Annotated in this window: 27 protein-coding genes; 11 read left to right on the top strand and 16 right to left on the bottom strand. The window is 70.2% G+C overall.

The window, feature by feature from the left end:
• Positions 1-30: 30 nt before the first annotated feature.
• The gene (locus ACGFW6_RS07695) at positions 31-1,200 is read right to left on the bottom strand and encodes an STM4014 family protein (RefSeq protein ID WP_393505719.1); all 1,170 of its coding nucleotides are present in this window, start codon (positions 1,198-1,200) and stop codon (positions 31-33) included.
• Positions 1,197-2,156 (bottom strand): STM4015 family protein, encoded by a 960-nt coding sequence (locus tag ACGFW6_RS07690; protein WP_393505717.1) that lies wholly within the window; start codon positions 2,154-2,156, stop codon positions 1,197-1,199. Before ACGFW6_RS07690 ends, ACGFW6_RS07695 begins: the two co-directional genes overlap by 4 nt.
• A gap of 170 nt (positions 2,157-2,326) precedes the next feature.
• Here ACGFW6_RS07690 and ACGFW6_RS07685 point away from each other — a divergent pair, with 170 nt between their 5' ends.
• Both ACGFW6_RS07685 and ACGFW6_RS07680 read left to right on the top strand, forming a co-directional pair.
• A complete protein-coding gene (locus ACGFW6_RS07685) occupies positions 2,327-2,653 on the top strand; it encodes a hypothetical protein (RefSeq protein WP_107906371.1) in 327 nt (108 codons plus the stop codon).
• 105 nt (positions 2,654-2,758) lie between these two features.
• Positions 2,759-3,919 (top strand): DUF6745 domain-containing protein, encoded by a 1,161-nt coding sequence (locus tag ACGFW6_RS07680; RefSeq protein WP_393505716.1) that lies wholly within the window; start codon positions 2,759-2,761, stop codon positions 3,917-3,919.
• 231 nt (positions 3,920-4,150) lie between these two features.
• Here ACGFW6_RS07680 and ACGFW6_RS07675 read toward each other — a convergent pair whose 3' ends face one another.
• From ACGFW6_RS07675 to ACGFW6_RS07650, 6 genes are all read right to left on the bottom strand, one after another.
• Positions 4,151-5,113 (bottom strand): DUF389 domain-containing protein, encoded by a 963-nt coding sequence (locus ACGFW6_RS07675; protein ID WP_393505714.1) that lies wholly within the window; start codon positions 5,111-5,113, stop codon positions 4,151-4,153.
• A gap of 202 nt (positions 5,114-5,315) precedes the next feature.
• The gene (locus tag ACGFW6_RS07670; RefSeq protein ID WP_393505712.1) at positions 5,316-5,576 is read right to left on the bottom strand and encodes a hypothetical protein; all 261 of its coding nucleotides are present in this window, start codon (positions 5,574-5,576) and stop codon (positions 5,316-5,318) included.
• 18 nt (positions 5,577-5,594) lie between these two features.
• Positions 5,595-6,893: a Na+/H+ antiporter NhaA gene (nhaA, locus tag ACGFW6_RS07665; RefSeq protein ID WP_393505711.1), complete on the bottom strand. Its 1,299-nt coding sequence runs from the start codon at positions 6,891-6,893 to the stop codon at positions 5,595-5,597.
• Between the two features lie 289 nt (positions 6,894-7,182).
• A complete protein-coding gene (locus tag ACGFW6_RS07660; RefSeq protein WP_393505709.1) occupies positions 7,183-7,584 on the bottom strand; it encodes an FhaA domain-containing protein in 402 nt (133 codons plus the stop codon).
• A gap of 179 nt (positions 7,585-7,763) precedes the next feature.
• Positions 7,764-9,017 (bottom strand): low temperature requirement protein A, encoded by a 1,254-nt coding sequence (locus ACGFW6_RS07655; protein WP_393505707.1) that lies wholly within the window; start codon positions 9,015-9,017, stop codon positions 7,764-7,766.
• Between the two features lie 282 nt (positions 9,018-9,299).
• Positions 9,300-10,256: an ArsR/SmtB family transcription factor gene (locus tag ACGFW6_RS07650; protein ID WP_393505705.1), complete on the bottom strand. Its 957-nt coding sequence runs from the start codon at positions 10,254-10,256 to the stop codon at positions 9,300-9,302.
• Positions 10,257-10,384: 128 nt separating this feature from the next.
• On the opposite strand from ACGFW6_RS07650, the gene ACGFW6_RS07645 reads away from it, so the two are divergent.
• Together ACGFW6_RS07645 and ACGFW6_RS07640 are read left to right on the top strand one after the other, a co-directional pair.
• Positions 10,385-10,825, top strand: a complete 441-nt coding sequence (locus ACGFW6_RS07645) for a hypothetical protein (protein ID WP_393505703.1) — start codon at positions 10,385-10,387, stop codon at positions 10,823-10,825.
• A 63-nt stretch (positions 10,826-10,888) separates the two neighbouring features.
• The gene (locus tag ACGFW6_RS07640; RefSeq protein ID WP_393505701.1) at positions 10,889-11,350 is read left to right on the top strand and encodes a YncE family protein; all 462 of its coding nucleotides are present in this window, start codon (positions 10,889-10,891) and stop codon (positions 11,348-11,350) included.
• 151 nt (positions 11,351-11,501) lie between these two features.
• Here the strand turns inward: ACGFW6_RS07640 and ACGFW6_RS07635 are convergent, their stop codons facing one another.
• The 3 genes from ACGFW6_RS07635 to ACGFW6_RS07625 all read right to left on the bottom strand — a co-directional run bounded on the left by ACGFW6_RS07635 (position 11,502) and on the right by ACGFW6_RS07625 (position 14,046).
• Entirely contained in the window at positions 11,502-12,059 is a 558-nt protein-coding gene (locus ACGFW6_RS07635) for a DUF3291 domain-containing protein (RefSeq protein ID WP_393505699.1), read from the bottom strand.
• A gap of 295 nt (positions 12,060-12,354) precedes the next feature.
• Positions 12,355-13,275, bottom strand: coding sequence for an NADP-dependent oxidoreductase (locus ACGFW6_RS07630; protein ID WP_393505697.1), 921 nt, complete (start codon positions 13,273-13,275; stop codon positions 12,355-12,357).
• A gap of 132 nt (positions 13,276-13,407) precedes the next feature.
• Positions 13,408-14,046, bottom strand: a complete 639-nt coding sequence (locus tag ACGFW6_RS07625; protein WP_393505696.1) for an HD domain-containing protein — start codon at positions 14,044-14,046, stop codon at positions 13,408-13,410.
• 135 nt (positions 14,047-14,181) lie between these two features.
• On the opposite strand from ACGFW6_RS07625, the gene ACGFW6_RS07620 reads away from it, so the two are divergent.
• The 3 genes from ACGFW6_RS07620 (at position 14,182) to ACGFW6_RS07610 (ending at position 16,473) form a co-directional block, all read left to right on the top strand.
• A complete protein-coding gene (locus ACGFW6_RS07620; protein WP_393505695.1) occupies positions 14,182-15,156 on the top strand; it encodes a GlxA family transcriptional regulator in 975 nt (324 codons plus the stop codon).
• 145 nt (positions 15,157-15,301) lie between these two features.
• Positions 15,302-15,472: a hydrophobic protein gene (locus ACGFW6_RS07615; protein ID WP_393505694.1), complete on the top strand. Its 171-nt coding sequence runs from the start codon at positions 15,302-15,304 to the stop codon at positions 15,470-15,472.
• 155 nt (positions 15,473-15,627) lie between these two features.
• Positions 15,628-16,473, top strand: a complete 846-nt coding sequence (locus ACGFW6_RS07610) for an RNA polymerase sigma factor SigF (RefSeq protein WP_393505693.1) — start codon at positions 15,628-15,630, stop codon at positions 16,471-16,473.
• Positions 16,474-16,589: 116 nt separating this feature from the next.
• Here ACGFW6_RS07610 and ACGFW6_RS07605 read toward each other — a convergent pair whose 3' ends face one another.
• From ACGFW6_RS07605 to ACGFW6_RS07590, 4 genes are all read right to left on the bottom strand, one after another.
• On the bottom strand, positions 16,590-18,029 hold the full coding sequence (locus tag ACGFW6_RS07605; RefSeq protein ID WP_393505692.1) for a GH1 family beta-glucosidase: 1,440 nt from the start codon (positions 18,027-18,029) through the stop codon (positions 16,590-16,592).
• Between the two features lie 90 nt (positions 18,030-18,119).
• Positions 18,120-19,040 (bottom strand): carbohydrate ABC transporter permease, encoded by a 921-nt coding sequence (locus tag ACGFW6_RS07600; RefSeq protein ID WP_393505691.1) that lies wholly within the window; start codon positions 19,038-19,040, stop codon positions 18,120-18,122.
• Positions 19,041-19,052: 12 nt separating this feature from the next.
• Entirely contained in the window at positions 19,053-20,048 is a 996-nt protein-coding gene (locus ACGFW6_RS07595) for a carbohydrate ABC transporter permease (RefSeq protein ID WP_393505690.1), read from the bottom strand.
• A 90-nt stretch (positions 20,049-20,138) separates the two neighbouring features.
• Positions 20,139-21,449 carry an ABC transporter substrate-binding protein gene (locus tag ACGFW6_RS07590; protein ID WP_393505689.1) on the bottom strand — a complete coding sequence of 437 codons (1,311 nt, stop codon included), beginning with the start codon at positions 21,447-21,449 and terminating at the stop codon, positions 20,139-20,141.
• Positions 21,450-21,747: 298 nt separating this feature from the next.
• On the opposite strand from ACGFW6_RS07590, the gene ACGFW6_RS07585 reads away from it, so the two are divergent.
• Positions 21,748-22,773, top strand: coding sequence for a LacI family DNA-binding transcriptional regulator (locus tag ACGFW6_RS07585; RefSeq protein WP_393505688.1), 1,026 nt, complete (start codon positions 21,748-21,750; stop codon positions 22,771-22,773).
• Between the two features lie 78 nt (positions 22,774-22,851).
• On the opposite strand, the gene ACGFW6_RS07580 is transcribed toward ACGFW6_RS07585, so the two are convergent.
• Positions 22,852-23,514 carry an NADPH-dependent F420 reductase gene (locus ACGFW6_RS07580; RefSeq protein ID WP_393505687.1) on the bottom strand — a complete coding sequence of 221 codons (663 nt, stop codon included), beginning with the start codon at positions 23,512-23,514 and terminating at the stop codon, positions 22,852-22,854.
• 456 nt (positions 23,515-23,970) lie between these two features.
• Between ACGFW6_RS07580 and ACGFW6_RS07575 the strand changes: the two genes are divergently transcribed.
• From ACGFW6_RS07575 to ACGFW6_RS07565, 3 genes are read left to right on the top strand one after another with little or no spacing between them, the layout of a single operon-like run.
• A complete protein-coding gene (locus ACGFW6_RS07575; RefSeq protein ID WP_393505686.1) occupies positions 23,971-24,291 on the top strand; it encodes a gas vesicle protein in 321 nt (106 codons plus the stop codon).
• 33 nt (positions 24,292-24,324) lie between these two features.
• Entirely contained in the window at positions 24,325-24,771 is a 447-nt protein-coding gene (gvpJ, locus tag ACGFW6_RS07570) for a gas vesicle protein GvpJ (protein WP_393505685.1), read from the top strand.
• 3 nt (positions 24,772-24,774) lie between these two features.
• On the top strand, positions 24,775-25,524 hold the full coding sequence (locus ACGFW6_RS07565) for a GvpL/GvpF family gas vesicle protein (RefSeq protein WP_393505684.1): 750 nt from the start codon (positions 24,775-24,777) through the stop codon (positions 25,522-25,524).
• Position 25,525 lies beyond the last annotated feature (1 nt).

Raw genomic sequence — 25,525 nt, 5'->3', positions numbered from 1 at the left:
TCAGGCGTGGGACGTGTCTGCACGTCGCGCTCAGGCATGGGATGTTCCTGTTCTGTACGGGTCGAGCGGGCCGGACGGGGCCGGTTCACGCAGGGCGGCCGTCACCTGCGCGGCATACGTGTCCATGCCCTCCGCACCGCTGCCGGGCAGTCCGGTCAGCCGGGGCAGTAGGTCCCCGAAGGCGTTGACCTCGCCGACGAAGGCCCTGCGCCAGCCGATCGCGGGGAGCAGGTCGACGCCGACGCACAGGGTCCGTGGGAAGCAGGAGGCGGCCCGTTCACACACCTCCAGTACGTCGGTCCAGCGGCCGCCCGCTCCGCCGACGGCGTGCCGGGCGGTGGCGAGGTCGCCGCGGGTGCCGCCGAGGTGCAGATTGGTCAGGGGCGTGCGGCTGGTGCGCACCACGGCGTGGGTGGCCCGGCCGGCCACCACGACCACACGCAGGTCGGCGGCCCGTCCCCGCTGGGAGGCCTTGGGCACCCAGCGCTCCAGGTGCAGCCCGTCGGGCGCGAGCGCGTCGACGATGGCGGCGATGTCGCGCTCGCTGTCGTAGCGACGCACCCGGAGGGAGTTGTGCAGCGTCCCGTCCGGGGCGAGCTCGACGGACGTGGTGGCCCTGATCCGGCCGCCGCCGCCCGACTCCACGGCCAGGACTCCGGACGCCGACGACCCGTGCGCGAGCTTGACGAACAGGCGGGGCATCCGGTGCTCGCGCATCAGCGCCCGTACGTCGTCCCAGCCGCGCACCGGTGCCCCGGCCGGGCCCGACGTGGGCGAGACGGGTACCGGCACGCCCGCCGCGTCGAGCACGCCGTGGCAGGCGCGTTTGTCGAACAGCACGGCGAGATCGTCGGGGTCGTCGAGTCGGATACCGCCGCGCAGGGTGTGCAGCGCGGTGGTGAAGCGGGCGTACCAGCGCGCCGAGCCCTCGACCCGGGTGGGATCCGTGGTGCCTCGCAGCAACCGGTCGACCTCGGGATTCTCGCCGGGGGAGTCGACCCGCACGATCTCGTCCGGGGCGAAGTCGGCTCCGCCGTCACGCAGAACGTCCCTCCAGGCGACGACCCGCGGGCCGGGCAGGCCGGCCGCGCGCACCGCGTCCGCGAAGAGGGACACCCGCCGGTTCTCGGGATTGCCGATCACGGCGAACCGTGACCCGGCGGGACGGGAAGCCGGCGGGGCCTGGGAGGGTGTGCTCACTCGCCCACCGCGACGTAACGCCAGACCGTGCCGTCGTCCTCCGTGTCCTCCTCCGCGTCGTCGCGGTCGAGATCGACCTCCACGCCCGCGGCCTCGAACGTCTCACGCACCCGCTCCTCGACGGCCTGGCTGAGGTAGTGGTGGTGCAGGTCGAGCTTCCTCAGATGGGTCAGAGGCTGACCGCTCAGCAGCGCGCCGGCGCCCTCGTCGGTGAGCACGCCCATGGACAGATCCAGCACATCCAGACGCTCCACCACGGGTGCGGAGGCCACCGCCGCGGCCACCGCGTCCTGCATCTCACTGTTGCGCAGCGCCAGATGGCGCAGGCGCGGCAGCCGCGCCCCGGACAGGATCGGCTCCAGGTCGGACGCCTCGCTGTCGCCGCCGTAGTCGGGCGTGCCGAGCCACAGGTCGAGGAACTCCAGGGCGGGCAGGTCGCTCGCGCCGATTCCGCGCACCACCTCCGCCGGCATACCGCCGGTCTCCACGACCAGCTTGCGCAGCGCGCTGTGGCTCAGTGCCGTGAACTCCAGCCCCGACCCGCCCCGCACACCGAACTCCTCCAGCGCCTCGAACCCGGCGAGAAGCGGGGACACGTCGGTCTGGTTGATCCAGGAGATCTCGCACTCCTCCATCACCATGTCCCCCAGGAACAGCGCGCGCAGCGCGGGGAAGCGGTCCCGTGCGGCCAGCAGGGCCTCGATGACGGGGGAGGGGTCGGAATCGTACGCCTCCTGCCAGGCCCCGACGATCAGCGCCCGCACCCTGGTGGTGTCGACGGCGGCGCAGAACCGGGAGAACGCCTTCTGCCACTCCTCGTCGGCGTCGTACACGTCACTGCCGATCCGCCAGGCGACGGAGTCCGGCTCGGGCAGGGCGTCGGTCGGTACGTCCGGGCCCTGAAAGGTGAGCGCGGGCAACCCGTGGAACTGGTCGAGGTGGTCACCGATGGTCATGGGGCCGCTCCCGAGGAGAAAGAGTGTGCGGTCTGTGATGTCGGCAGTTCTACCAACAGCCACTGACAACGGCGCACGGCGGGGCGGGGTTCGGGGCGTTGTCAGTGGTGCCGCCTAACGTCGTGGTCATGAGGCCGGTGCGCGGTGCACCCGGCGGTGAGGGGACAGCCATGTACCGACAGGGAGACGTGTTGATCGTGCCGGTGACGGAGGAGGCCGTTCCGGCACACGTGGCACACGCCCCGAGGGAGCAGCGCGACGGGCGGGGGCGGCTCGTGCTGGCGCTGGGCGAGGTCACCGGCCACGCTCACGCGATCGTCGGTCCGGGCGAACTGATACGTGAGCCGGGGCCGTTCGGCCCTCTGCTGCTGCGCCTTCCCCAGGGCGGCCGGGTCGTGCACGAGGAACACGCGGCGATCGCGCTGCCCAAGGGCTGGTACCGGGTGATCCGGCAGCGGGAGTACGTGCCCGGATCCGTGCGGATCGTGGCGGACTGACAGCGAAGGCCGAAGGCCGAGGGACGACGGGCGGAGCGGCGAGGCGTGGAGGGGCGAGGCGTGGAGGGGCGAGTGGCGGATAGGCAAGGCGTGGAGGGGCAAGGCATGGAGGGGCAGGGCGTGGAGGGGCAGGGCGTGGTGAGGCACGACGTGGAAGGGCAAGGCGCCGTGGGGCAGAAGACGGAGGGGCACGTGGCCGCGACGGCCTTCGGATCCGGGACCGCCATCGAGGCGATCCAGGGGGAGAACCTGGCGTCCGGCGAACTGGGGCCGTGGCGTGCGTGGGCCTCGGCGACGGGTCCCGCCGGGCGCGCGGCCGCCGAAGCGGGCGTCCGACGGGCCTACCGGCTGGCGGGACTCGCCGAACCGGAGCGCGTGGTGTGGGTGGGTTCCCCGCGGGCGGCGGTCACCCTGATCCGGGACGAGCTCCCGGACCGCGGCCCGAGCGTACGGGACGCGGTGCGCAACGCACCCTGGGCACGGCAAAGGCGTTCCCTGCACACCGAGTTGGGTGCCGCGGGCTGGTCCGCGCACTGGGCGGCGACGGGCGGACGGCTCTGGGACTCCACCCAGGCCCTCGTGGACCGGATCCGCATCGGCGTCATCGAGGACATCGCGGGTCGGGACACCGGCAAGGAGGCCGCCGAGATCCGGCTGCACCTCCTGGACGCCGTGCTCGGACAGCATGACGCGCCGTGGCTGGCCGCCTTCCCCGCGGACAACGGCCCGCTCGACGCACTGAGGGCGGTCTGCCGCAACGCCGGCTGGTGGTGGCCCTACGCCCGCGTGGCGGTCCTCTCCGAGCGGCCCGTGGCCCTGCACCGCGACGAAGCCGGCCGACTCGACCACGGCGACGGCCCGGCCCTGGCCTACCCCGACGGCTTCGCCCTGCACGCGTGGCGCGGCATGCCCGTCCCTGCCGCGTTCCTCGCCGAGCTGCGCACCCTCACACCGGAGCGCATCCGCGCCGAGGAGAACGCCGAACTCCGGCGCGTGATGCTGGAGTACTACGGCTACGACCGCTACCTCACCGACTCGGGTGCCCGCCCCCTCCACCAGGACGAGACCGGCACCCTGTGGCGCATCGACCTGGTCGACGACGAGCCGGTGGTGATGGTGGAGGTCCTCAACTCCACCCCGGAACCGGACGGGACGCGGCGTACCTACTGGCTGCGGGTCCCGCCCACGACGCGGACGGCACGAGAGGGCGTGGCATGGACCTTCGGGCTCGATGCGGAGGCGTACGCTCCGGCGGCGGAAACGTGAGGGGAGGCCCCGGGCTGCCGCCCATTGCCAACCGGGTGGCGAGTCTTCGGTCCAGCGGTTGACGAAGGGGCCGATCGCACCGGCCCCGGGCGCAGACTTCCACCGGCTCGCGGTGTGTCAGTCCGATGGTGAGGGCTGTGCCGCTTCCGGCGGTGGCGACGCGCTGACGCCGGACGCCGCCACTCGCTGGCCCGTGGAACTCCCCGTGCCCGAATGTCATGGATTCGACTGTCAGGGGCTCGACGCGGAATGTGTTCCTGCGGCAGGCGCGATACGCAGGCCGAAGCGCGCCCAGAGCAACCGTTGAACGAGCAGCGTGAAGAAGCCGGCGATGGTCATGCCCGCAAGGTTCACGCCGAGTTGCTGGAGCGACGCCCCCACTTCTCCCCAATGCGCCAGGGGGATGGCAACAGCGATGTTGCCCGCCGCCGGTACGGTGGTGACGGAGATGAACACTCCGACCAGTGCGGAGGACTTGCCCGCGGTCAACGACAGAATCCCGGCGATGCCTGCCAGGAGCGCCACGATGAAGGACCAGCGGTCGGGGTGCGCGATGAACTCCGTCATCGGCCTGTTGTCCAGCATGGCCGGCGTGATCCAGCCGAGGAGGCGGCTCACTCCGGCGCAGGCCGCGGTGACGGCGATCGCGACCGCGAAGCCGGCCACCAATGCGCGCGCGGCGGTGCCCATCAGAGCCGGCCGGCGCCGCAACATGCCGAAGCACAGCGCGGCGACCGGGCCGAACTCCGGGCCGAGCACCATGGCCCCAACGATCAGAATCGGCTGATCCAGGAGCACGCCGATTCCGGCAATCTGCGTGGCCAGTGCCAGAAACGCCAGATAGGACCAGCTCAACCGAGTATCAGCCGTGACGCGGGCAGCCAACTCGTCCCAGACCACGGCGTCTTGGGGGTCGCCGGGCGCAGCGGCCTCGGCCTGTTCCGCCGCTGACGAGATGGAGAGGTCGATCTGCTCGACCGTGATGGAACCGCTGTCCTTGAGCCCGAGTCCTCGCAACTGCTCCAGGACCGCGTTGGCAGCCTCCCTGGTGAGACTGAACTCGACCACGTCGCCCTCGGGCGAAGAGGCAGCGCCGAGGAACTTCACGACGTTGGCGGCACCTGGACATTCCAAGGCGATCTGGTGCACCTCTGCCGTCCGGTGGGCGGGGCTGATCACTCGTACATGCAGCACGACCCGCATTGTGCACGCTGCTGCCCAGTTCTCGTACCACCTGGTGAGCCCGCCGCGGTCACCAGCACCGTTGAGTCCGCGCCCCGCCATGCGGCGGGGCGGCACCCTGGAGAGAGGCACTGCTGACGAGCCTTCTCGCGGGGGCGCCGAGCGGGACAGGGATCCGCCGGGATCCGGCACGTCGACGGCAGTCCGCGGGGTGTCAGCGCTCCGGGCGTCGGCCCATGACCTGGGCGACCAGGAGGCCGGCGAGCAGGGCCCACGCCAGCACGCCGTACCCTCCGTAGGACCAGCCCAGGGCGCCTACGGCAATGGCCGTCAACGCGCCGCCGGCCAGTGCGCCCGTGTCGTTGACGAAGGCCCACTCCCGTCGTGCGCTGCCGGGGTCGCGCAGTTGCAGCACCGCGGTCTTGATGACGAGGGCCGCGATGAGGATCAGGGCTGTGGCGAGCGTAGGTTCCACTGTCCACCTCTCTCCACGTCAGCGTTGGCTGGTGGCCTCGACTTGGTAGATGTCGGGGATGCCGTCGTGGTCGTCGTCGCGGTTCTCCTCCTCGTACAGGCGCCGGTAGACACCATTGCGGCGTTTGATCAGTATGGCCGCCAGCGCGGCCGCGGTCAGTGAGCCGATGAGGACCGCGGCCTTGACGGGTCCGGCGGTCGCAGGGTCCGGGAAGGCGAGTTCGCCGATCAGCAGGGCGACGGTGAAGCCGATCCCGGCCAGTGAGGAGAGGGCGAAGACGTCGGCCCAGGCCAGGTCCGGATTGAGCCGGGCCCGGGTGAAGCGAGCGGCCAGGTAGGTCCCGGCGAAGATACCGACCGTCTTGCCGAGGACGAGGCCGAGCACCACGCCGAGCGGTTCGGGCGTGGTGAACACGTCGTTCAGTGACGCGGCCGAGATGCTGACGCCGGCGGCGAAGAGCGCGAAGAGGGGGACCGCGACCCCGGCGGAGACGGGGTGCAGGAGGTAGGAGGTGCGTTCGCCGGGAGAGCGGTCCTCGTCCTTGTCGCGGGTGGTGCGCAGGATGAGGCCCATGGCCACGCCGGCGACGGTGGCGTGGACGCCGCCGTTGTACATCAGGGCCCAGATCGTGAGCCCGAGCGGGGCGTACCACCACCATCCCCGGACGCGGAAGCGCTGGAGGAGGTAGAAGACGACCAGACCGGCGAACGCGCCGCCGAGAGCGGCGAAGTTCAGGTCGCTGGTGAAGAAGACGGCGATGACGAGGATGCCGCCGAGGTCGTCGACGACGGCGAGGGTGAGCAGGAAGGCGCGCAGCGCCGCGGGCAGGTGCGTGCTCAGTACCGCGAGCACGGCCAGCGCGAACGCGATGTCGGTGGCCATGGGCACGGCCCAGCCGTCCAGATCGCCGTCTCCCGCGGACGCGGTGATCGCGTAGAACGCGGCGGGCACGATCATGCCGGAGATGGCGGCGATGACCGGCAGGGCTGCGGTGGCGGGGGTGCGGAGCTCACCGACGACCAGTTCGCGCTTGAGCTCGATGCCGGCGACGAGGAAGAAGAGCGTGAGCAGGCCGTCGGCGGTCCAGTGCCCGACGGAGAGGTCCAGGCCGAGCGCCGGAATGCCGAAGTGGAAGTCGCGTATGCGCTCGTAGGCGGCGGACCACGGAGTGTTCGCCCACACCAGCGCCACCACTGCGGCCCCCAGGAGGACCAGCCCGCCGACGGTCTCCGTTCTCAGGGCCTGGGTGATGGCCGTGCGCTCGGGCAGCGGCAGGAGACCGAGAAAGGGGGAACGTATACGCGGCTCGGCAGCCATGAAGGAGTCCTTCGGGGATCGTCTTTCGGGCGTACGAGCCCCTGACGCCGACCAGACTTCCCGGCACACCGCGCGTCGGCCACCAGCCCCTGCGGGCCGCATGTTGACGCGTTCTTTACACCCTAACCAGCGTTACCACGTTTCGCCAGGTGCCCCATCACCTGCGGAAATGCAAGGATCCGCCGGCCTTGGGGGCGCGGACGAACCCAGGAAGGAGAGGCGTCGACACGGACTGCCTCGGCGGACGCAAAGCCAGGCAGGGAGCGCCCGCGATCACCACGGTCGGTGTTCAGCGGCTGTCGGACTGGAAACCGGCGGCGCTGACGTGGGGCATCGCCCTGCTCGTCACCTGATAGCGGCCGTTGGGGACTTCGCGGGCCTTGGTGACATGCACGGCCAGTGGTCCGGCCCATTCGTAACCCTGATGTTCGCCGTGTTGTGCCAGCTTGTCGGTGAGGGCCTGCCCCACATGGCTGCCGCTGCGGGTGAGTTCGTCGTGGACGTGTTCCGCGAGGGTCACGTCGTACGCGTTCGGGACGACGACGCGGCTGCTGCTGCACACCACGGCACTGCTGTCACATTCGCGCCTCAGCGCAGCCACCACATCGACGGGCTCCCTGCGGAAGAAGCGTCCCCAGAGTGCCCCCTCGGCGCGCTCAAGAGCCCGTTCCCATCCGGTGAGCGTGCTCATCTGCTTGCGGCTCCTTCTGTCTCGTCGGCACTGTCGCCGCGGCGCCGGACGGCCGCGGCCAGGAGGATGCCCTCCTTGACAGGCCGAGTGCCCAGGACGGGGTTCCGCATGGCTCCTGTTCCGGATGCTGCCGGCTTCCGGATGCTGCCGTCAGCGGAGGCCGAGGAGGGCGTGCGGTGTCAGTCGGCCGGTCTCTCGTTGATGAGGGAGCCTTGGCTCATCCATCGGATGAAGGCGAACAGCCAGGTCGCGGAGAGGAGGAGCAGCAGGATGAGAGCGAGGAGCCATGGCGCGGGGCGGGACCAGCCGGCGACGAGGGCGCCGACGGCTGCCGTGACGAGCACCGTTTGCACCGACTTGTAGACGGCGGGAATGCGGTCGTAGTCCGTCAGGGTCGCCAGCAGCACCACAGTGGTGATCAGCATGACGGCCACGGATCCGCCCATCAGCCAGCTCACCGCGGTCGGTGTCCGGTGTTCGGTGGCGTGCTCCACCAGCCCGACCATGCCCGCGCCGGCTGCGGCCACGGCCATGGACAGGGGCAGGTGGACGAAGATCCACGTCGCCAGGGAGTGGCCGGTCTCGCGTGGCATGCGCCGGGACACCAGGTCGGCGTAGTTCCACCAGAACCCGAAACCGACGGCGAGGCCGAGGAGACCGGTGGTGGTGACCAGGGTGCTGCGCTCGGTGTCCGTGAGGCCGTTCACGACACCGATGACGACCTCGCCGAGCACGATGATGATGAAGAGTCCGAAGCGCTCGACCATGGGTTCGGTCACCACGTCATAGCTCGGCATCCTGCGCCAGGAAATGAGAATGACGCACTCCACGGCACACCACGCGACGACGAACACCGCCCACAGGACCAGACGGGCGTCGGCGGACAGCGGCACCGAGGCCGCGATCACGATGATGCCCGCGACCATGACGATCAGATACCGTCGCGGCGTCTTGCGCAGCTCCGGTGCGTCCTGCCGGTAGACGGAGAACCACTGGTAGGTCAGCAAGGCCAGCAGCAGTGCGTAGAGGACCGCCAGGGTGCGGCCGTCGTCGCCGTCGGCGTGGCCGACGTAGACCGCCATGAGGGACAGCAGCAGCATCTGCACGAAGATCAGCGACCGGGTGTGGCCGTCCTCGCGGCCGTGCAGTTCGTAGAAGAGCGTGCCGTTCAGCCAGGCGATCCAGATCAGCCCGAAGACCACCGCGAAGGTGGCCGTGCCCCGCCAGGTGAAGTGCTCCGCGAGGGTGTGGGCCGCCTGCCCCACCAGGACCACGTAGACGAGGTCGTAGAAGAGCTCGAGGAAGCTGACGCTTCGACCGGTGTCGACCTCGCCGTGGCGGCGGGGCGGGCGGAAGAGCCATCGGCGGGTGCCGGCACCCAGGGGGACCGCCTCGGCGGTGACGGGTCGGGGCTCGGGGGCACTGTCGGACATGCGAGCCTCCTGTTGGGCGCGGCCGAACGTGTGACGAAGCGATCGTGACGGCTGTATGGCCGTGGTGGCCACGGGCGCGCCGCAGTAGGTCGCACAGCTGCCGGCGATTCGGCGGAGCGGAGCAGCGCGGAGGCACCCTGCGGGCTCGACGGCCGCACAGGCGGCCGTAGCTGCCACTGGACCTCTGCCGTCCCTGGTGGCCACGGGACCTCTGTCGCCCCTGGTGGCCACAGGATCTCAGTCGCCCGTGGTGGCCACTGGATCTCTGCCGACCCTGGGGCCTCACCCTCCGGCCAGGAGGGCCTCGCCGAGCGGGGTCAGGGCGTGGAGCACTCGACTGCCGTCGCGCACCGTCGTGATCAGGCCCGCCGCACGGAGCACGGTGGCGTGCTCGCTGGCCGTGGCCGCAGAGACTCCGGCCCGTGCGGCCAGAGCCGTGGTTCCGGCCGGGGTGGTCAGGGATGTCAGTACCCCGGCGCGGGTGCGTCCCAGCAGTGCCCCCAGGACGTCGCCCGGAGGAACCGCGAGGTCGGTGACCGGCAGCGGGCGGACGAGGACGGTCGGCGCCGCCGGGTCGTAGATCAGCATCGCGGACGAGGCGAAGTAGGAGGGCATCAGGTGCAGTCCCCGCCCGCACAGTTCGACGGTGTGGGAGGTGGGAAAAGGGACGAGCAGCTCAGGAGGAGCCCATCGCCAACCCGGCTGCAAGGTTGCGAGCAGCGCCTCGACGCCGCCGCGCAGCAGGGTCTCCGAGCGCAGCGCTCGGTCGGCCGCGGCAACGTTCAGTACGGCGGGCCACAGAGGGGCGAGCGACGTCCGGTGATAGCGCGTCAGGTCATCGAGGAGCCTGCGCCGCGCGGCGGTAGAGCCCTGCGCCAGCTCCCGTGTCGCGGATTCGCCGGGCGCTCTGTGCAGCGGGTCGAGGTCGGCGGCCAGCTGGTGCGTGGGGGTCTGCGCCGCAAGTGCGGCGGCGGTGACGGCGTCGCGGGCCGTCGGCTGGTACAGGAAGTCCGGCAGATAGCCGGTGGCCGGCACCAGCCGGGCCAGGATCCCCGCGCGAGCCGCGAGCCCCGGCTTGACGGCCCGCCGCCAGGCCGCGAGTTCACCCCGGTGCGCTGCGGGGCCCGAGGGCGGGGCCGCCAGATGACGGACACTCAGAGCCGTCTCCAGCAGTACGTCGGGTGCGGCGGCGACGGTGACGCGGGCGAGGTCGGCCGGGCTGAACCGTATCCGTAACACGCGGTGCAGAGTACCGGAGGGACCGTCCTTTCGGGCCTGCCCGAAAGGACGGGTGCGCGGTGCGGGCGGACGGCCATGCTCGGGTGCGGAACCGGCGCCCGCCGGTGCCACCGCCCACTGGAGGCCAGATGTCCGTACCCCGCCGACTCGTCGCACCGGCCCTCGCGACCGCGACACTGCTGATCTGTGCCGCGGCCGTGCCCGCGGAGGGCGCCTGCAGACCGCTCCCCGACCGCTACGTCGTCTCCCGGACGGAAGGTGTGCTCCCCGAGGGCATAGACGTCCGGCCCGACGGGACGATGTACGTGTCCTCCGACGGCACGGGTGCGCTGTACCAGGGCCGGGTGACGTCGCCGCAGCTGCGACCGTTCCGCGCCGAGGGGGCGACCGCCCGCGGCAGCTCGCGGGGAATCCACACCGACCGTTCGGGCCGGGTCTTCTCCGTCGGTGGCGGACGGCTCACCGTGCACGCCCCGGACGGGCAGCTCCTCGCCGCCGTGGACGCGCCGGACGGTCCCCTCGGCGCCCCCGATCTCAACGACCTGGTCCTCACACCCGACGCCGTCTAAGTCACCGACTGGGCGAACCCGGTGGTCCTGCGCGCACCGCTGGAGCAGGGCAGAGTCGGCCCGTTGGAGCCGTGGGCAGATCTGCGCGGGGCCCTCCCCGGCTTTCCCGACCGCTACTGGCTGCTCAACGGAATAGTGGCCGATCCGGCCGGACGCACCCTCCTCGTCGCCTCCAACGGCACCGAGGCCGTCTGGCGCATCGACGCTTCCACGCGCGAGGTGAGCCGACTCGACCTGGGGGATGCCTCATTCGGCGCGGACGGCATGGTGCTCCACGGCCGCAACCTGTACGCCGTCCTCAACTACGGAGCGCCGCACGGCGTGTACGTCGCCCGGCTCGACGCGCGGCTTCGCAGCGGAACGGTCGTCCACCGCGTCACCGGTGACCGCTTCGATCTGCCCACCACGCTGGCCCGACACGACTGCCGCCTGTATGTCGTCAACAGCCAGAACGACGAGCCACCCGGCACTCCGCCGTACACCGTGACCGCCCTGGACGACCCGGTGTGTCAGCAGAGGGGCTGAACCACGCAGACGGCGCGCAGGAGTCGCCCTCCGCGGGGGAGCGGACGGCTCCTGCGCGCCGTCGGGCAGTGGCCGGCTCCGCACATTCGCTGGTGTGCCGGGTGCCAGTCGAAGGCGGTCGACAGAGAAGCCCACCGTTCAGGCTCCCGTGTCAGCGAACCTGGTCGCTCTTCGGCCCGGTGCCTTTGCTCGCGGTCGGAGTTCCTTCCGGGGTGAACGAGTGGTGGAAGGTGAAGGCGTGCGGCGCGGAGCCGTGGTCGTGGAGGTGCTCCAGCCTGGAAACCCCGTCCCGCCAGGTGGGTATCACGCCGTCGGAGACCCACCAGAACACGTAGTTCGGGTGGCCTGTCCTCTCGAACCAGTCGTAACGCCTGTTCAGCGCCTCACGGTGCAGACCGGTGTAGACGGCGTCGACGGCGGAACGCAGGTCGGTCCAGAGTGAGAGGGTCGCGGCCAGGGCGGTGGTCTCCCTGGTACGACCCTTGCCGTACCAGGGCGGTACGGCGAACTCTCCCCAGGCACCCCAGTCCGCCTCGAAGAGCACGCCCTGGTCACCGTCCGCCGCTTCGGCCCGCCCCAGGTATCCGGGGTGCTGACCGATCCTCCGGTAGACGGCCTCACCCATGGCGTAGAACTCCCGCGTGAGAGGTGCGGGATCGGCGAGAGGTGTTTTCAGGACGCCGAAGGTGTACAGCGCAAGATGCGGCATGCGTCTCTCCCTGGTCGGGGGTACCCGGTGCGGAGCCCGGCTCGGTGGCTGATGCGTGGGGACGAGGATGCGTGGAGCATGACCAACTCATCCGTCGCGCCCGGTGGTTCAGCCTTGGGGGCTCCTGTGCGACCGTGGTCGATCGCCGAAGACCAGGTGAAGGTAGCCGCCTGCGCGGGCCATGTCGAAGTTGCGTTTTCCCTGTCCACGTGGCCTCTTGCACCATGGGGACCCCGTGCGCCGCCGGAGCGGCCGGTGCGACCATGTGTGGTCGGTCGGCCCTCCGCGCGCTGCCTCAGTCCTCGGCGACGCGAATGATCGTGCGGCCGGGGACGCGCTCCTTCGAGGCGAAGGCATCGGCTGCCTCGGCCAGCGGCCTGACCGCGCCGACCCGCACCCGGAGGCGGCCGTCGCGCAGACGCCGGGCCAGTTCGGCGAGGCACGCGCGGTCGGGCTCCACGACGAAGAACAGGGCCCTCCCCTCGTCGGGGCGCACGGTCGGAGGTTGGGCGATGGTGACGAGCGTGCCTCCGGGGCGTACGAGGGCGGCCGAGCGGTCGAGGATGTCGCCGCCGATCACGTCGAACACGACGTCGACCTGGCCGGCGTCCTCCCATCGGTCGGCCTCCAGGTCGAGGAAGGCGTGGGCGCCCAGGTCGAGGACGGTGCTCCGGTCGGCGTCGCGGCCCGTGCCGATCACGTGGGCTCCCACCTCGTGTGCGAGCTGCACGGCGATCGAGCCGACGGCACCGGCGGCGCCGTGCACCAGGACGGTCTGGCCGGCGGTGAGGCGGGCGTGGTCGAACAGGCCCTGCCAGGCGGTCAGTCCGGAGATCGGCAGTGCGGCCGCGACGGTGTGGTCGATGTCGGCGGGGAGCGGGGCGAGGTTGCGGGCCTCCACCGCGACGTACTCGGCGAGCGAGCCGTCGCGGGCCCAGTCGGTCGGTCCGAAGACTCGCTGGCCGACGGTGAGGCCGCTGGTTCCGTAACCGAGTTCCGTCACCACGCCTGAGACCTCGTGGCCGGGCACGCTCGGCGTACGGTCGCGCCCGGCGCGATCGGACCAGGTGGCCGGCCAGTCGAGCTCGCCTCGGGTGAAGCCCGCGGCGTGCACCCGCACGATGACGTCGTTCTCGGCGGCGTGGGGATGGGGGAGGTCTTCGAGAGTAAGCCCCGTGACCCCGGACTCGCGATCCCGGACAGTGATGGCTCGCACGAGTATTCCTTTCAATGACGTGTGGAAATGAGAGATGCAGGAAACGGACGCCTCAGTGGATCTTCGACCGGGAGCCGTCACCGCTTGAGGGCGCGAGAAGTGTGTCCGTGGCGGTCCTGGCTGCTGCCGGTCTCACCGGGGCCAGGGAGCGTCGAGGATGCGCTCCACCATGGAGGTACGGCGGAAGCCGGGAACGAAGTGCTCCAGGACGTCCGCGTTGAGGGTTCCGTAGGTCGTGTCCGGGCGTTCCTTGAGGCCGTCGACGAATGCCTGCAGGAATTCCCTCTTGAAATCGCCACGCGGATGGGCGGCCACGATCTCGTCCAGCCGGCCGCGATCCAGGCTGTCCAGTCCCCAGCCGACCGCGTCGGTCAGCACGCCGTAGTTCGTGGCGGCGACCTCGGGTTCCATCCGGCCGGGAATACCCGGCGTCGTGTGCAGCGCGATCGCCCGCCACACCACGTCGGCCGCGTTCTCGGAGAAACCGCGGTCGAGCAGGAATGCGCGCGCGTGGTCGGCGCCGTCCAGCTCGAAGCGCTGCTGTGTGTCGGAGAACGGGATCGAAAGTCCCGCGTCATGGAACATCGCCGAGATGTAGAGCAACTCGGGATCGGGCCGGAGACTTCGTTCCCGCGCGTGCAGGGATCCGAAGAGAAAGACTCGCCGGGAGTGGTGGAAGATGAGCGGGCTCGTCCTCTCCCGGAGAAAGTCGGTGGCCTCGGCGACGGCCGAGGTCTCGGGGATTTCCACCCCTGCGATGATGTCGGTCATGATGTCCGTGCTTTCCGGTGTTATGCGCTCCGAGTGGACCGGGCGTTCTTTCTCCAGGGTGCCGACCGCACGGCCTCCGGTGCCGCCTCGGAACGGCCATGAACCACTCGAATCGAGTCATCCCAGGATGGGCCTGTGAGCTCCCGCACGCATCGGGTGGCGATCCTCGTCTACGACGGGGTCAAGCTGCTGGACGTCGCCGGCCCGGCCGAGGTGTTCGGTGAGGCGAACCTGCTCGGCGCCGACTACCGGATCGTCCTGGTGTCGACGACGGGCGACGACGTCACCTCCTCGATCGGGATGCGCATCGCCGTCGACGGCAGCGCCGCCACCGAGCCGGACCCCGACACGTTCCTGATGCCGGGCGGAGACGTCCATCCCAGAACCCCCGTCCCGCACGACCTGGCCGACGCGGCCGGGAACCTGGCGGGTCGGGCCGGGCGGATCGCGTCCGTGTGCTCCGGCGCCTTCGTCCTCGGCGCCACGGGCCTCCTGGACGGCAAACGGGCGACCACCCACTGGAAGATCGCGAGCGAACTCGCCGCCCGCCACCCGAAGGCACACGTCGAGCCCGACGCCCTCTACGTGCGCGACGGGTCGACCTACACGTCGGCGGGTGTCACCGCGGGCATCGACCTCGCGCTCGCCCTCGTCGAGGAGGACCACGGCCCCGACGTCAGCCGGGAGGTGGCCCGCTCCCTGGTGGTCTACCTGCACCGCGCCGGTGGCCAGTCGCAGTTCTCCGCGCCTCTGCAGGGCCCGCCGCCCCGATCACCCGCCCTGCGCAGGGTCGTCGACCTGGTCACCGCGGACCCGGCCGGCAGCTACTCCCTTCCCGAACTCGCCGGGCGACTCAACGTCAGTACGCGTCACCTGACCAGGCTGTTCCAGGAGGAGCTGGGCACCACCCCGGCCCGGTACGTCGAGTCGATCCGGTTCGACATCGCGAAGTCGCTGCTCGACCAGGGATACACCGCGACGCAGGCAGCAGCCATGGCCGGCTTCCCGAGCTACGAGAGCCTGCGCCGCGTCTTCGCGCGCGAGTTGTCCACGAGCCCCGCCGCCTACCAGCGCCGCTTCGCCACGGCCCGCCGCGAACAGACCGAGTAGCGCCCGGTGGGCGCCGCCTGCGCGGGGGTATCAAGCTGCGATTAGCAATCCATCCTGGTGCCCCACCCTTGCCTTGATAAACAAGCCATTTTGAGTGAGTGATTTGGAGATCGTAGGGCATTCGGAGTGCGGGAGGTTGATAACTATGGTTCCGCTTCTTCTGGTTCTGCTTCTGGCCCTGCTCCTTTTCGGTGCCGGCTTCGCACTCAAGGTGCTGTGGTGGGTCGCCATCGCCGTCCTGGTGGTGTGGCTCCTCGGCTTCGTGATGCGGTCCACCACGACAGGTGGTGGCCGAGGCCGCTGGTATCGATGGTGACCTGAGCGCACCGTGCGTTTCCTGAAGGGCCCGGCTCCGCCGGGCCCTTCACGCATGCCTGCGGAGCTGCAGGAATGGAAGTTCGTCGACGGGGTAGACGGTGTGCCGTCGGCGGTCGCGGGCGGCCGTCGACGGCATAGGGAGAGGGAAGGGTCATGGTGCTCACACACGCGACGACTGCGCGCACTCACACAGGCATGCCGGCTGAGGTCGAAGAGCCTTCCCAGGTGACGCCCCGGGACGCCCGGGAGCTGTCGCGGGCGTTCTTCGACCGACTGGCGCAGTTGGAAGAGGGCACGGCCGAACACGCCTACGCCCGGAACACGCTTATCGAGATGAACATGTCCCTGGTCCGCTACGCGGCCGGCCGGTTCCGCAGCCGCGGGCCGGAGGAGATGGAGGACATCGTCCAGGTCGGCATGATCGGTCTGATCAAGGCCATCGACCGCTTCGAGCTGTCGCGCGAGGTCGAGTTCACCTCCTTCGCCGTCCCGTACATCGTGGGCGAGATCAAGAGGTTCTTCCGGGACACGTCCTGGGCGGTGCACGTGCCCCGGCGGCTCCAGGAGGCCCGACTTCAACTCGCCCGCGCCAACGAGGAACTGCACAGCCGACTGGGCCGGACACCGACCGTCAAGGAACTGTCCGAACTGATGAGCCTCGCGGAGGAAGAGGTCGTGGAGGCCCAACTGGCCTCCAACGGCTACAACTCCTCCTCCCTGGACGCCGCCATCAGCACCAGCGACGACGGCGAAAGCGCCCTGCAGGACTTCATCGGGTCCGAGGACGCGGCCCTGGAGCTCGTGGAGAACGTGCACGCGCTGGCCCCGCTGATCGCCGGGCTCGACGAACGCGACCGGCAGATCATCCACATGCGGTTCGTGGAGGAACTCAGCCAGGCCCAGATCGGCGAACACCTCGGCGTCTCCCAGATGCACGTCTCCCGCCTCATCGCCAGGCTCCTGGCCCGCCTGCGCGAAGGCATGCTCAGCACGGCCTGAGCTGCGGGCCGGTGCTCCTCGCCCCTTCCCGGCAGCACCCGCCACCTGGGGTGCTGCCGGCCAGGCGTTGCCGCCGGGCCGGCAGCACCACGGTTCAGCGATGAAGACGCGAGGGATCAGGCGTCGGGCAGAACGCCGGTACGGGCCACCGCCGAGTACCAGCGGGCGCTGGCCTTCGGGATGCGGGTGCCGGTCGGGTAGTCGACGTAGACCGTCCCGAAGCGCTTGCTGTAGCCGTGCGCCCACTCGAAGTTGTCCAGCAGCGACCACAGGAAGTAGCCGCGCACGTCGGCGCCGTCGGCGAGGGCCTGATGGACCGCCGCGAGGTGGCCGCGCAGGTAGGCGATCCGTCCTGGGTCGTTGACCTGGCCGTCGGGGCCGGCGTAGTCGTCGAACGCCGCCCCGTTCTCCGTGATGACCAGCGGCAGGCGCGGGAAGTCGGACGACAGCCGGCGCAGCAGGTCGTACAGACCCGTGGGATCGACCGCCCAGCCCATGGCGGTGGTGTCGCCGGGCGGCTGGTGGAAGGCGACCTTCTCCGCCCCGGGCCACGGGCTGTGCGCGCTGTTGCCGTGTCCGTCCGAGGTGTGGCTGCCCGTGCTGCCGGCCTCCGAGACGAGGGTGGGCGTGTAGTAGTTGACGCCGAGGAAGTCCAGCGGCTGGTTGATCCGCCGCAGGTCGCCGTCGCGGACGAAGCTCCAGTCGGTGAGGGGGGCGGTGTCCTTGAGCAGGTCCTCCGGGTACTCACCCTGCAGCATCGGACCGGTGAAGACCCGGTTGGCGAGCGCGTCGATCCGCCGGACGGCGTCGGCGTCGGCCGGGTCGTCGGTCAGCGGCCGGACGTGGTGGATGTTGAGGGTGACCGAGCACTGGCCACCGGTGGGAAGCCGGTCGCGCAGGGCCTCGACCGCCATGCCGTGGCCCAGGTTGAGGTGGTGGGCGGCGCGCAGGGCAGCGACCGGATCCGTGCGGCCGGGGGCGTGCACACCGGAGCCGTAGCCCAGAAAGGCGCTGCACCAGGGCTCGTTGAGGGTGGTCCAGGTCGTCACCCGGTCGCCCAGGGCGTCGGCGGCCAGCGCCGCGTACTCGGCGAACCGCTCGGCCGTGGCCCGTTCGGGCCAGCCTCCGCCGTCCTCCAGCTCCTGCGGCAGATCCCAGTGATACAGCGTGGCGACCGGCTTGATGCCCTTGGCCAGGAGTTCGTCGACCAGGCGCCGGTAGAAGTCGAGGCCCTTCTGGACGGCGGGGCCGCGTCCGGTGGGCTGGATCCTGGGCCAGGCAAGGGAGAAGCGGTAGGCACCGAGGCCGAGGTCGGCCATCAGAGCGACGTCCTCGCGCCAGCGGTGGTAGTGGTCGGTGGCGATGTCGCCGGTGTCGCCGTTGCGGACCCGGCCCGGCGTCCTGGCGTACGTGTCCCAGATCGACGGCGTACGGCCGTCCTCGGCGGCGGCGCCCTCGATCTGGTACGAGGCGGTCGCGGAGCCCCAGAGGAAGTCCTTGGGGAAGGTGCGGGCGCCGTCCATGCCGGACTTGCTCTGCTGTGCAGCGGTGACCACGTAAGTCCTTTCCAGAATGGTGCCGTTCGCGAGGACGCGAAGGACACGGTCGTACGGGCCCGGCGCTGGTCGCCCGGGCCGGTGTGCGGGTCAGCCCTTGACGGCGCCGGCCATGATGCCGCTGACGATCTGGCGTCCGAAGACGATGAACATCGCCAGGAGCGGAAGGGTGCCCAGCAGCGCGCCCGCCATGATCAGCGACTGGTCGCGGACGTAGCCGGCGCTGAGCTGGGTGAGGGCGACGGGGACGGTCGGGTTGGTCATGTCGAGGACCACGAACGGCCAGAAGAAGTCGTTCCAGGCGTGCACGAACGTGATCATGAACAGGACCGCCATCGCGGGCCGCGCCACCGGGAGCACGATGCTCCAGAAGATGCGCAGCGAATGCGCTCCGTCGACGCGTCCGGCCTCCACCAGTTCGTCCGGCAGCGCCTCCGAGAGGTACTGCCGCATGAAGAACACCCCGACCGCGCTCACCAGCGTGGGGAAGATGACGGCGGGCAGCTGCTGGGCCAGGCCGAGTTCGGACATCATCATGAACAGCGGTACGACGCCGAGTTGGGGCGGCACCATCATGGTGCCGATCACCAGCATGAGCAGGACATTGCGGCCTTTGAAGCGCAACTTGGCGAAGGCGAAGCCCGCGAGGGTCGCGAACATCACCGTGGACAGGGCGATCACGCCGGCCACGATCAGGCTGTTGACCATGGCCTTGCCCATGGCCGCCTCGTCCCAGGCGCGGGCGAGATTGCTGAACAGGTTGGGGCCGGGCAGGAACGGGGGCGGAGACTGGCTGACACGGGTGTTGTCCGTGGACGCCGCCACCATCGTCCAGTACAGCGGGAAGATCGACAGGATCGCCATGACGGCGAGCAGGACGTAGGCGAGCGGTCCCGCGTGGTGCTGGCGGCCGGCACCCGGGCGCAGCAGCCGCCGAACGGGGCGGCGGGGCTTTTCGGTGTCCGTCCGGACCGGGACGTCGGTGCGGACCGGGAGACTGTTGACGGTCATGAGGGCTCCAGGTCAGGGCGTGCGGGAACGCAGGCGTCGGATCAGGCGCTGCACCACGAAGACGAGGATGAGCAGCAGGAACATCGCCCAGGCGACGGTCGCCGCGCGGCCCATCTGGTAGTTCTTCCAGCCCTCCTCGTACAGCAGCAGCCCGAGCGTCTGGTACTGGTTGTCCGCGCCGCCGGTGACGCCGTTCGGTCCCTGCCCGAAGATGAGCGGCTCACCGAAGAGCTGGGTGGCACCGATGGTGGAGAGCACGATGGTGAAGACGATGGTGGAGCGGATCCCGGGCACGGTGACGTGGGTGAACTGCTTCCACCGCGAAGCCCCGTCGAGGGAGGCGGCCTCGTACCGCTCGGCGGGGATGGCCTGCATCGCGGCCAGGTACAGCAGCGCGTTGTAGCCGGTCCAGCGCCAGATCACGATGGTCGAGATGGCGGCCTGGGCGGGCCACTTGTCGGCCTCCCAGTCCAGCGGGTCGATACCGATCACGCCGAGCGCCCAGTTGATCATGCCGAAGTCGCGTTCGAAGAGCATCGTGAACACGAGAGCGGCCGCGCCGACGGACGTGGCGTAGGGGACCAGGGACGCCACGCGGAAGAACAGCGAGGCGCGCATCCGGTAGTTGAGCAGGTGCGCCATGCCGAGGGCCATCAGCAGCTGCGGGACCGTCGAGATGACGCCGATGGTGAACGTGTTCTGCAGCGCGTTCCAGAACCGTGAGTCGTTGACGAGGTCGACGTAGTTGTCCCACGCCACCCACTCCATGACGTCGAGGGTGGCGAGCTCCACCCTGTGCAGGGAGATCCACGCCGTATAGATGAGGGGGTAGAAGCTGAACGCGGCGAACACGACGAAGAACGGCGCGACGAACGCGTACGGCGCGCCCTTGAGGTCCAGCCGGTGCAGCAGGGCACTGCGTCGCTGACCCGTGCGACAGGAGCTCGTCCTGGGCGACGGGCCTGGAGGCTCCTCGCCGGCCAAGGCGTTCGTGGTGGAGGTGGCCACCGGATTTCCTTCCTGACAGCGGAGGTCCGAGCCGGGCCCCGGGCGTGCCGACGGAGAGGCGGCGCGCCCGGGGAGCGGGAGGCTCGAAGGTCAGCCGACCGCCTTCTCGATGCGCTCCGAAGTGGTCTTCCACGCCTTGTCACGCGCGGTGCCCTGCTCGACCAGGGCGAGACCCTGGGAGAAGGTGTCCTTGATCGTGCCGTCCTTGCGCCCGAGGACCTGCTTGTCCGGGATCTCCTGCGCGGCGGTTCCGAAGATCTGGCCGATCGGGGCGTCGCTGAAGTACTCGGAGGTGACGTTCTTGACCTCGTCCTGCTCCAGCGAGGTGCGAGAGGAGGGGAAGTTGCCCAGCTTCTCGAAGATGTGGGCCTGCTGCTCCGGTGCGGTCAGCCACGCGACGAGCTTCTGCGCCTCCGCCTTGACCGGGCTCTTCTCCACCACGCCGAGGAAGGAGCCGCCCCAGTTGGCGCCCTTGGGGGCGTTGGCGACGTCCCACTTGCCCGCGTTGTTCGGACCGGCCTTCTCGCTGATGTGACTCAGCATCCACGCCGGGCACACGGCGGTGGCGAAGGTCCCGTTGGCCAGTCCCGGGTCCCAACCCGGCTGGAACTGACGGAGCTTGGCGCTCAGGCCGTCGTCCGCGGCGCCGGCGGCGAGGTTCCACGCCTCCTTGACGACCGGGTTCTTGGCGTAGATGAGGCCGCCGTCCTCGCCGTAGTACTGCTCGGGGTAGCCGTAGACCATGGCGTTGAACAGGCCGCTGGCCGAGTCCATGAAGGCGACCTTGTCGCCCTTGTGGTTCTTCTCGAAGGTGCGGCCGACCTCGACGTACTTCTTCCAGTCACCCGACCACAGCTTGCCCACCGCCTCCCGGTCGGTCGGCAGGCCGGCCTCCTCGAAGTAGTCCTTGCGGTAACACACGGCCATCGGGCCGCTGTCGGTCCCGAGGCCCAGGACCTTGCCGTCCTTGGTGGTGATCTGGGACTGCTTCCAGGGCAGGAAGTGGTCCGTGCCCGCGATGCCGGCGAAGTCCGCGAACTTGGCGGACTGGGTCTCCGTCACCTCCTTCGCACGGCCGACCTCGATGCCCTGGATGTCCTTCAGACCGTTGCCCGCGGCGAGATGGGTCTGCAGCGCGGTGTAGTACGTCTGCTCGTCACCGGCTATCTCGGCCTGGATGTCGACGTCGGGATTCTCCTTCTCGTACTGCTCCAGCAGGCCCGACTCCTTGAAGCCCATCACCCCGTACATGCCCATGGTGATGACGACCTTGCCGTCCTTCTTGCCGCCGCCCGTGACCGAGCCGTCGCCACTGCTGCACCCGACGACCAGTGCCAACGCGCCGACGGCGGCAGCTGCTGCCGCCAGCCTCTTCCCGCGCAACGTACCGAGACTGCTCATGAATCTCCTCCCAACGGCCGGCGCAGACGTATCGGCGGACACGAAAGCGGTAACCCAGCGGCTCCGGTGAGTAGTGGGAACGTGCCCACTCCTGGGTGGGCACGTTCCCATCGACGGGAAGCAGACTCACTGCAGCGAGCAGATCTGTCAATGACTTGAACGCAAGGGCCGTCCGATTCGGGGCCCTTGCGTTCATCTTTCGTGGCAGACGGACCGCCTGGCCGACCTCGCTGTCTGCCAGAATTGGTGCTGGTCACCAACGCGGTCGAGGCTGCCGCGGCTTCAGGGAGGGGAGTCCATGGCTGGAAACCGCCGTCCGACGATCAAGACGGTCGCCGCCCGTGCCGGCGTGGGCCGGACGACGGTCTCCCGTGTCGTGAACGGCTCGCATCTGGTCAGTGCCGACGCGCGGTCCAGGGTCCTGGCCGCGATCAAGGAGCTCAACTACGTCCCCAACTCGGTCGCCCGCGGCCTCGTGACCAGCCGCACCGACGCGGTGGCCCTGGTCATCCCGGAATCGGCGAGCCGACTCGGCTCCGAACCCTTCTTCGCCGCCCTGATCCGGGGCGTCAGCCAAGCCCTCGCCGACCGCCGCACCCAGCTCCAGCTGATGCTCGTCCGCGACCAGGCCGAGCGCGAGCAGCTGACCGAGTCGGTGGCCGAGCGCCGGGTGGACGGGGTCCTGCTGGTGTCCGTCCACTCCGACGACCCGCTGCCCGCCATGCTGGAGGAGATGGGCCTGCCCACCGTCCTGGCCGGTCGCCGCGACGCGGACGAGCGACTGAGCTACGTGCATGCCGACAACACCGGCGGGGCGACCGAGGCCGTCCGCCACCTGCTGCGCGGCGGACGGCAGAAGGTCGCCACCATCGCCGGACCGCTGGACATGGACGTCGGCCGCAGCCGCCTCGAGGGCTGGCGCACGGCCCATGAGGAGGCCGGCCTGCCGGCGCCCGAGACTCTTTTCGAGGTCGGCGACTTCAGCTGGGAGAGTGGGAGCCACGCGATGCGTTCGCTTCTTGAACGGGTCCCCGATCTGGACGCCGTGTTCGCCGCCTCCGACCTCATGGCGATCGGCGCACTGGAGGAACTGCGCCGCCAGAAGCGGCAGGTCCCCGGCGACGTGGCGGTCGTCGGATTCGAGGACTCCCCGCACGCACGCTGGACCAATCCGCCGCTGACGACGGTGCGTCAGCCGGTGGAGGAACTGGGCAGCACCATGGTCCGCATCCTCGCGGACATCATCGAACCGGGCGCGGAGCGGCAGCAGTTGATGTTGCCGACGGAACTGGTGGTGCGGGAGTCTTCGGGGGAGCGCGCGTAGGTGTGGAGGGCACCTGATACGGCGTCGCGCGCTCGCACGCGGTGAAGGGCCCGTACGCCCTGGAAGGAAGCGAGTTGCTTATCCGCGGAACTCCGGCTCGCGTTCCGGTGTGGCAGCCGCCAGCGCCTCGGTGATTTCTGCGGCGTTGCCGCGCATGCCGTACACCGGGCTGCCGGGCTGCTGACGCCAGGAGTCATCGAGTCCGCCCGCGTCGACGGTGTCGAAGCCCAGCTCCTCGATCAGGGCCCTCACCTTGCGCTTGGCCGCCTGATCGTCGCCCGCCACGGGCAGAGCCAGACGGTCGGGGGAGCCCGCCGGCCGTGCGCGATCCAGGAGGTCGTGAGCGAAGGTGCCGTTGAACGCCTTGATGACGGGGTGTCCGATCTGGCGCTCCGTCCAGCGGCTCTCGGTCAGGCCCTCGTCCTCGATCCCGGCGATCCTCCCGTCCCGCTGCTTCGGGTAGTAGTTGCCGGTATCGATGACCGCGACTCCCTCGGCCGCTCCGTCGAGCAGCCCGGACGGCAGGTTCGGCACGGCCTTCACGGGGACGGTGACGACGACGATCTCGGCATCGCGGGCCGCGTCCTCCGCTCGGACCGCGGTGGCGCCCGTTTCCTCGGCCAGTTGTGTCAGGGTCTGCGGACCTCGCGAGTTGGCCACCGACACGTCGTGCCCGAGCGAGGTGAGGCGACGCGTGAGGTTACCGCCGATATTGCCGGCACCGATGATGCCAATCTTCATGACAGGCCTTTCCGATCAGTGAGCTCATGACCACGGCTGCAACCCGCCCGCGCGGAGGGCTATTCCGAACCGGGCACTGGGCGGGAGTGCTTTCTCGCCATCGGGCGGGCCGGCTCGGACCGCGCATCAGGCCCTCCCGCTCGAAGATCCATCCACGTGCGGTACCCCGCACCGCGCAACGCCGTCATGGCGCTCCGCCCCACCCATCCGGTTGTCCGCGGCGGTCGCCGACACCGACTTTCGCCCGCTCCGACACGGAGATCGCCAAGAGCGACCTGGGCCCGGGGACCTGTGATCACTTTGGGCTGATCGGGCGATGACTCGGGTCGACGCCCGGATGCCGTGCAGGGGCACGGCGGCTCTCTCGCTGCGTTGCTCTGCCAGGCGAATGTCCCCAGGCACCCCGATGGCTCCCGCCGGGATGCGGAGGCTCCCCGCAGCGACCAGCCTGACGTCATGGCAGAAGAGCGTCGCTCGCAGGCGAAGAAGACCTCGACCGCATCCACCCGCCGCACGTCACCCTCCCGCGGACCCGAGTACGCCGCGCGTGCCGCCTGCCGCAGCCTTCAGGGACTGATCGACCATCCCGCCGAGGGCGTGTCGGCCGTCACCCGGAAGGACGACGGATGGTGCGTCGTCGTGGACGTCCTGGAACTGCCCCGGATCCCGGACACGACGAGTCTCCTCGCCTCCTACGAGGTGCAGGTCGACCGGAACGGCGAACTCATGGAATACCGCAGGGTCCGCCGCTATCGGCGTGGCTCCGCCGACGAGTGATCCCGGTTCACCTGACGACTGGAAGGACGCCCCATGCCTGCGACCACCTACTCCGACGAGGTAGTGGCGTGCCCCCCGCGCGCCGGCACGTTGTACGACGTCATGGAACTCATCCTCGATCGGGGCATGGTGATCGACGTGTTCGTCCGGGTCTCCCTGGTCGGCATCGAGATCCTCAAGATAGACGCACGCATCGTCGTGGCCAGCGTGGACACCTATCTGCGCTTCGCCGAGGCCTGCAACCGGCTCGACCTGGAACGGGATTCCCGGAGCACCACTGTTCCCGAACTGTTCGGCGGCAGCGCCGCCAAGGCAGTTGGGAAACGCAAGGTGCGCAAGGCCGCGGAAGCGGTGGGCGACACCGTACGCAGGGCGGTCGGCGGCCGGGACGAGGAGTCCGAGGAGGAAGAGGAGGAACGGCCGAGCAAGCGGCGTACTTCCTCGAGCAGCGGTACGAGCCGACGACGCGCGGAGGGATGAGCCGTGTCCACCGCTGGTGTGTACGTCTACGCGATCGTTCCGGCCGATGCGGTTTTGCCCGCCGATGCGGGCGGCGTGGGCGGACCGGCCGCTGCGCTGCGGACGATCAGACAAGGGCGTGTCGCCGCCGTCGTCAGCGACGCGCCGCAGAAACTGCGCGCCCGGCGACGCGATCTGCTGGCCCACCAGGGCCTTCTGCAGCGCCTCGCGGACGACGGGCCGGTCCTGCCCATGCGCTTCGGCATGGTCGCACCGGACGAGGAGACGGTGAGCCGGCAGCTCGCCGATCCCGGCAGGGGCCACATCGCTGCCCTGGAGCGGATCGCCGGCGGCGTCGAGGCCAATCTGAAAGCGTTCCCGGCTCAGAACGCCCTCGCCACCCTCGTCGCGGAGGACGGGAAGGTCCGCCGGCTGCGTGACGAGGCGCGTCGTCGCCCCGGCTACGAGGCCAGTCTGCGCCTGGGCGAGGCGGTGGCCTACGCCTTGGCCGCCCGCGCCGCCGAGGCGGGTCGCCGTGTTCTGCGGGAACTGACGCCCCTGGCCCGCGAGGTGGCTGCGGGGCCGGACGTCGAGGGCTGTGCGCTCAATGTGTCGTTCCTGGTCGACCGAGGCGCGCACGAACGCTTCCGCGCCACGGCCCAGCGGTTCGCCGACGGACACCGCGAGCACGTGGAACTGCGCCTCGTGAGCCCTCTGCCCTGCTACAGCTTCGTCGCCGGCGCGAGCGGGCCGGCTCGGACGGCAGGAGTCTGAC

The sequence above is a fragment of the Streptomyces sp. Y7 genome, from assembly GCF_043195415.1.
GTDB lineage: Bacteria > Actinomycetota > Actinomycetes > Streptomycetales > Streptomycetaceae > Streptomyces.
This window is presented reverse-complemented; position numbering and strand designations above follow the sequence as displayed.

Excerpts from the sequence above, each read along its gene's own strand:
- ACGFW6_RS07575 (WP_393505686.1), top strand. The coding sequence starts at position 23,971 with ATGGCAGAAGAGCGTCGCTCGCAGGCGAAGAAGACCTCGACCGCATCC.
- ACGFW6_RS07645 (WP_393505703.1), top strand. The coding sequence starts at position 10,385 with ATGTCCGTACCCCGCCGACTCGTCGCACCGGCCCTCGCGACCGCGACA.
- ACGFW6_RS07585 (WP_393505688.1), top strand. The coding sequence starts at position 21,748 with ATGGCTGGAAACCGCCGTCCGACGATCAAGACGGTCGCCGCCCGTGCC.
- ACGFW6_RS07600 (WP_393505691.1), bottom strand. The coding sequence starts at position 19,040 with ATGACCGTCAACAGTCTCCCGGTCCGCACCGACGTCCCGGTCCGGACG.
- nhaA (WP_393505711.1), bottom strand. The coding sequence starts at position 6,893 with ATGGCTGCCGAGCCGCGTATACGTTCCCCCTTTCTCGGTCTCCTGCCG.
- ACGFW6_RS07635 (WP_393505699.1), bottom strand. The coding sequence starts at position 12,059 with ATGCCGCATCTTGCGCTGTACACCTTCGGCGTCCTGAAAACACCTCTC.
- ACGFW6_RS07615 (WP_393505694.1), top strand. The coding sequence starts at position 15,302 with ATGGTTCCGCTTCTTCTGGTTCTGCTTCTGGCCCTGCTCCTTTTCGGT.
- ACGFW6_RS07685 (WP_107906371.1), top strand. The coding sequence starts at position 2,327 with ATGTACCGACAGGGAGACGTGTTGATCGTGCCGGTGACGGAGGAGGCC.
- ACGFW6_RS07625 (WP_393505696.1), bottom strand. The coding sequence starts at position 14,046 with ATGACCGACATCATCGCAGGGGTGGAAATCCCCGAGACCTCGGCCGTC.
- ACGFW6_RS07680 (WP_393505716.1), top strand. The coding sequence starts at position 2,759 with ATGGAGGGGCAGGGCGTGGAGGGGCAGGGCGTGGTGAGGCACGACGTG.
- gvpJ (WP_393505685.1), top strand. The coding sequence starts at position 24,325 with ATGCCTGCGACCACCTACTCCGACGAGGTAGTGGCGTGCCCCCCGCGC.
- ACGFW6_RS07610 (WP_393505693.1), top strand. The coding sequence starts at position 15,628 with ATGGTGCTCACACACGCGACGACTGCGCGCACTCACACAGGCATGCCG.
- ACGFW6_RS07655 (WP_393505707.1), bottom strand. The coding sequence starts at position 9,017 with ATGTCCGACAGTGCCCCCGAGCCCCGACCCGTCACCGCCGAGGCGGTC.
- ACGFW6_RS07590 (WP_393505689.1), bottom strand. The coding sequence starts at position 21,449 with ATGAGCAGTCTCGGTACGTTGCGCGGGAAGAGGCTGGCGGCAGCAGCT.
- ACGFW6_RS07660 (WP_393505709.1), bottom strand. The coding sequence starts at position 7,584 with ATGAGCACGCTCACCGGATGGGAACGGGCTCTTGAGCGCGCCGAGGGG.
- ACGFW6_RS07690 (WP_393505717.1), bottom strand. The coding sequence starts at position 2,156 with ATGACCATCGGTGACCACCTCGACCAGTTCCACGGGTTGCCCGCGCTC.
- ACGFW6_RS07580 (WP_393505687.1), bottom strand. The coding sequence starts at position 23,514 with ATGAAGATTGGCATCATCGGTGCCGGCAATATCGGCGGTAACCTCACG.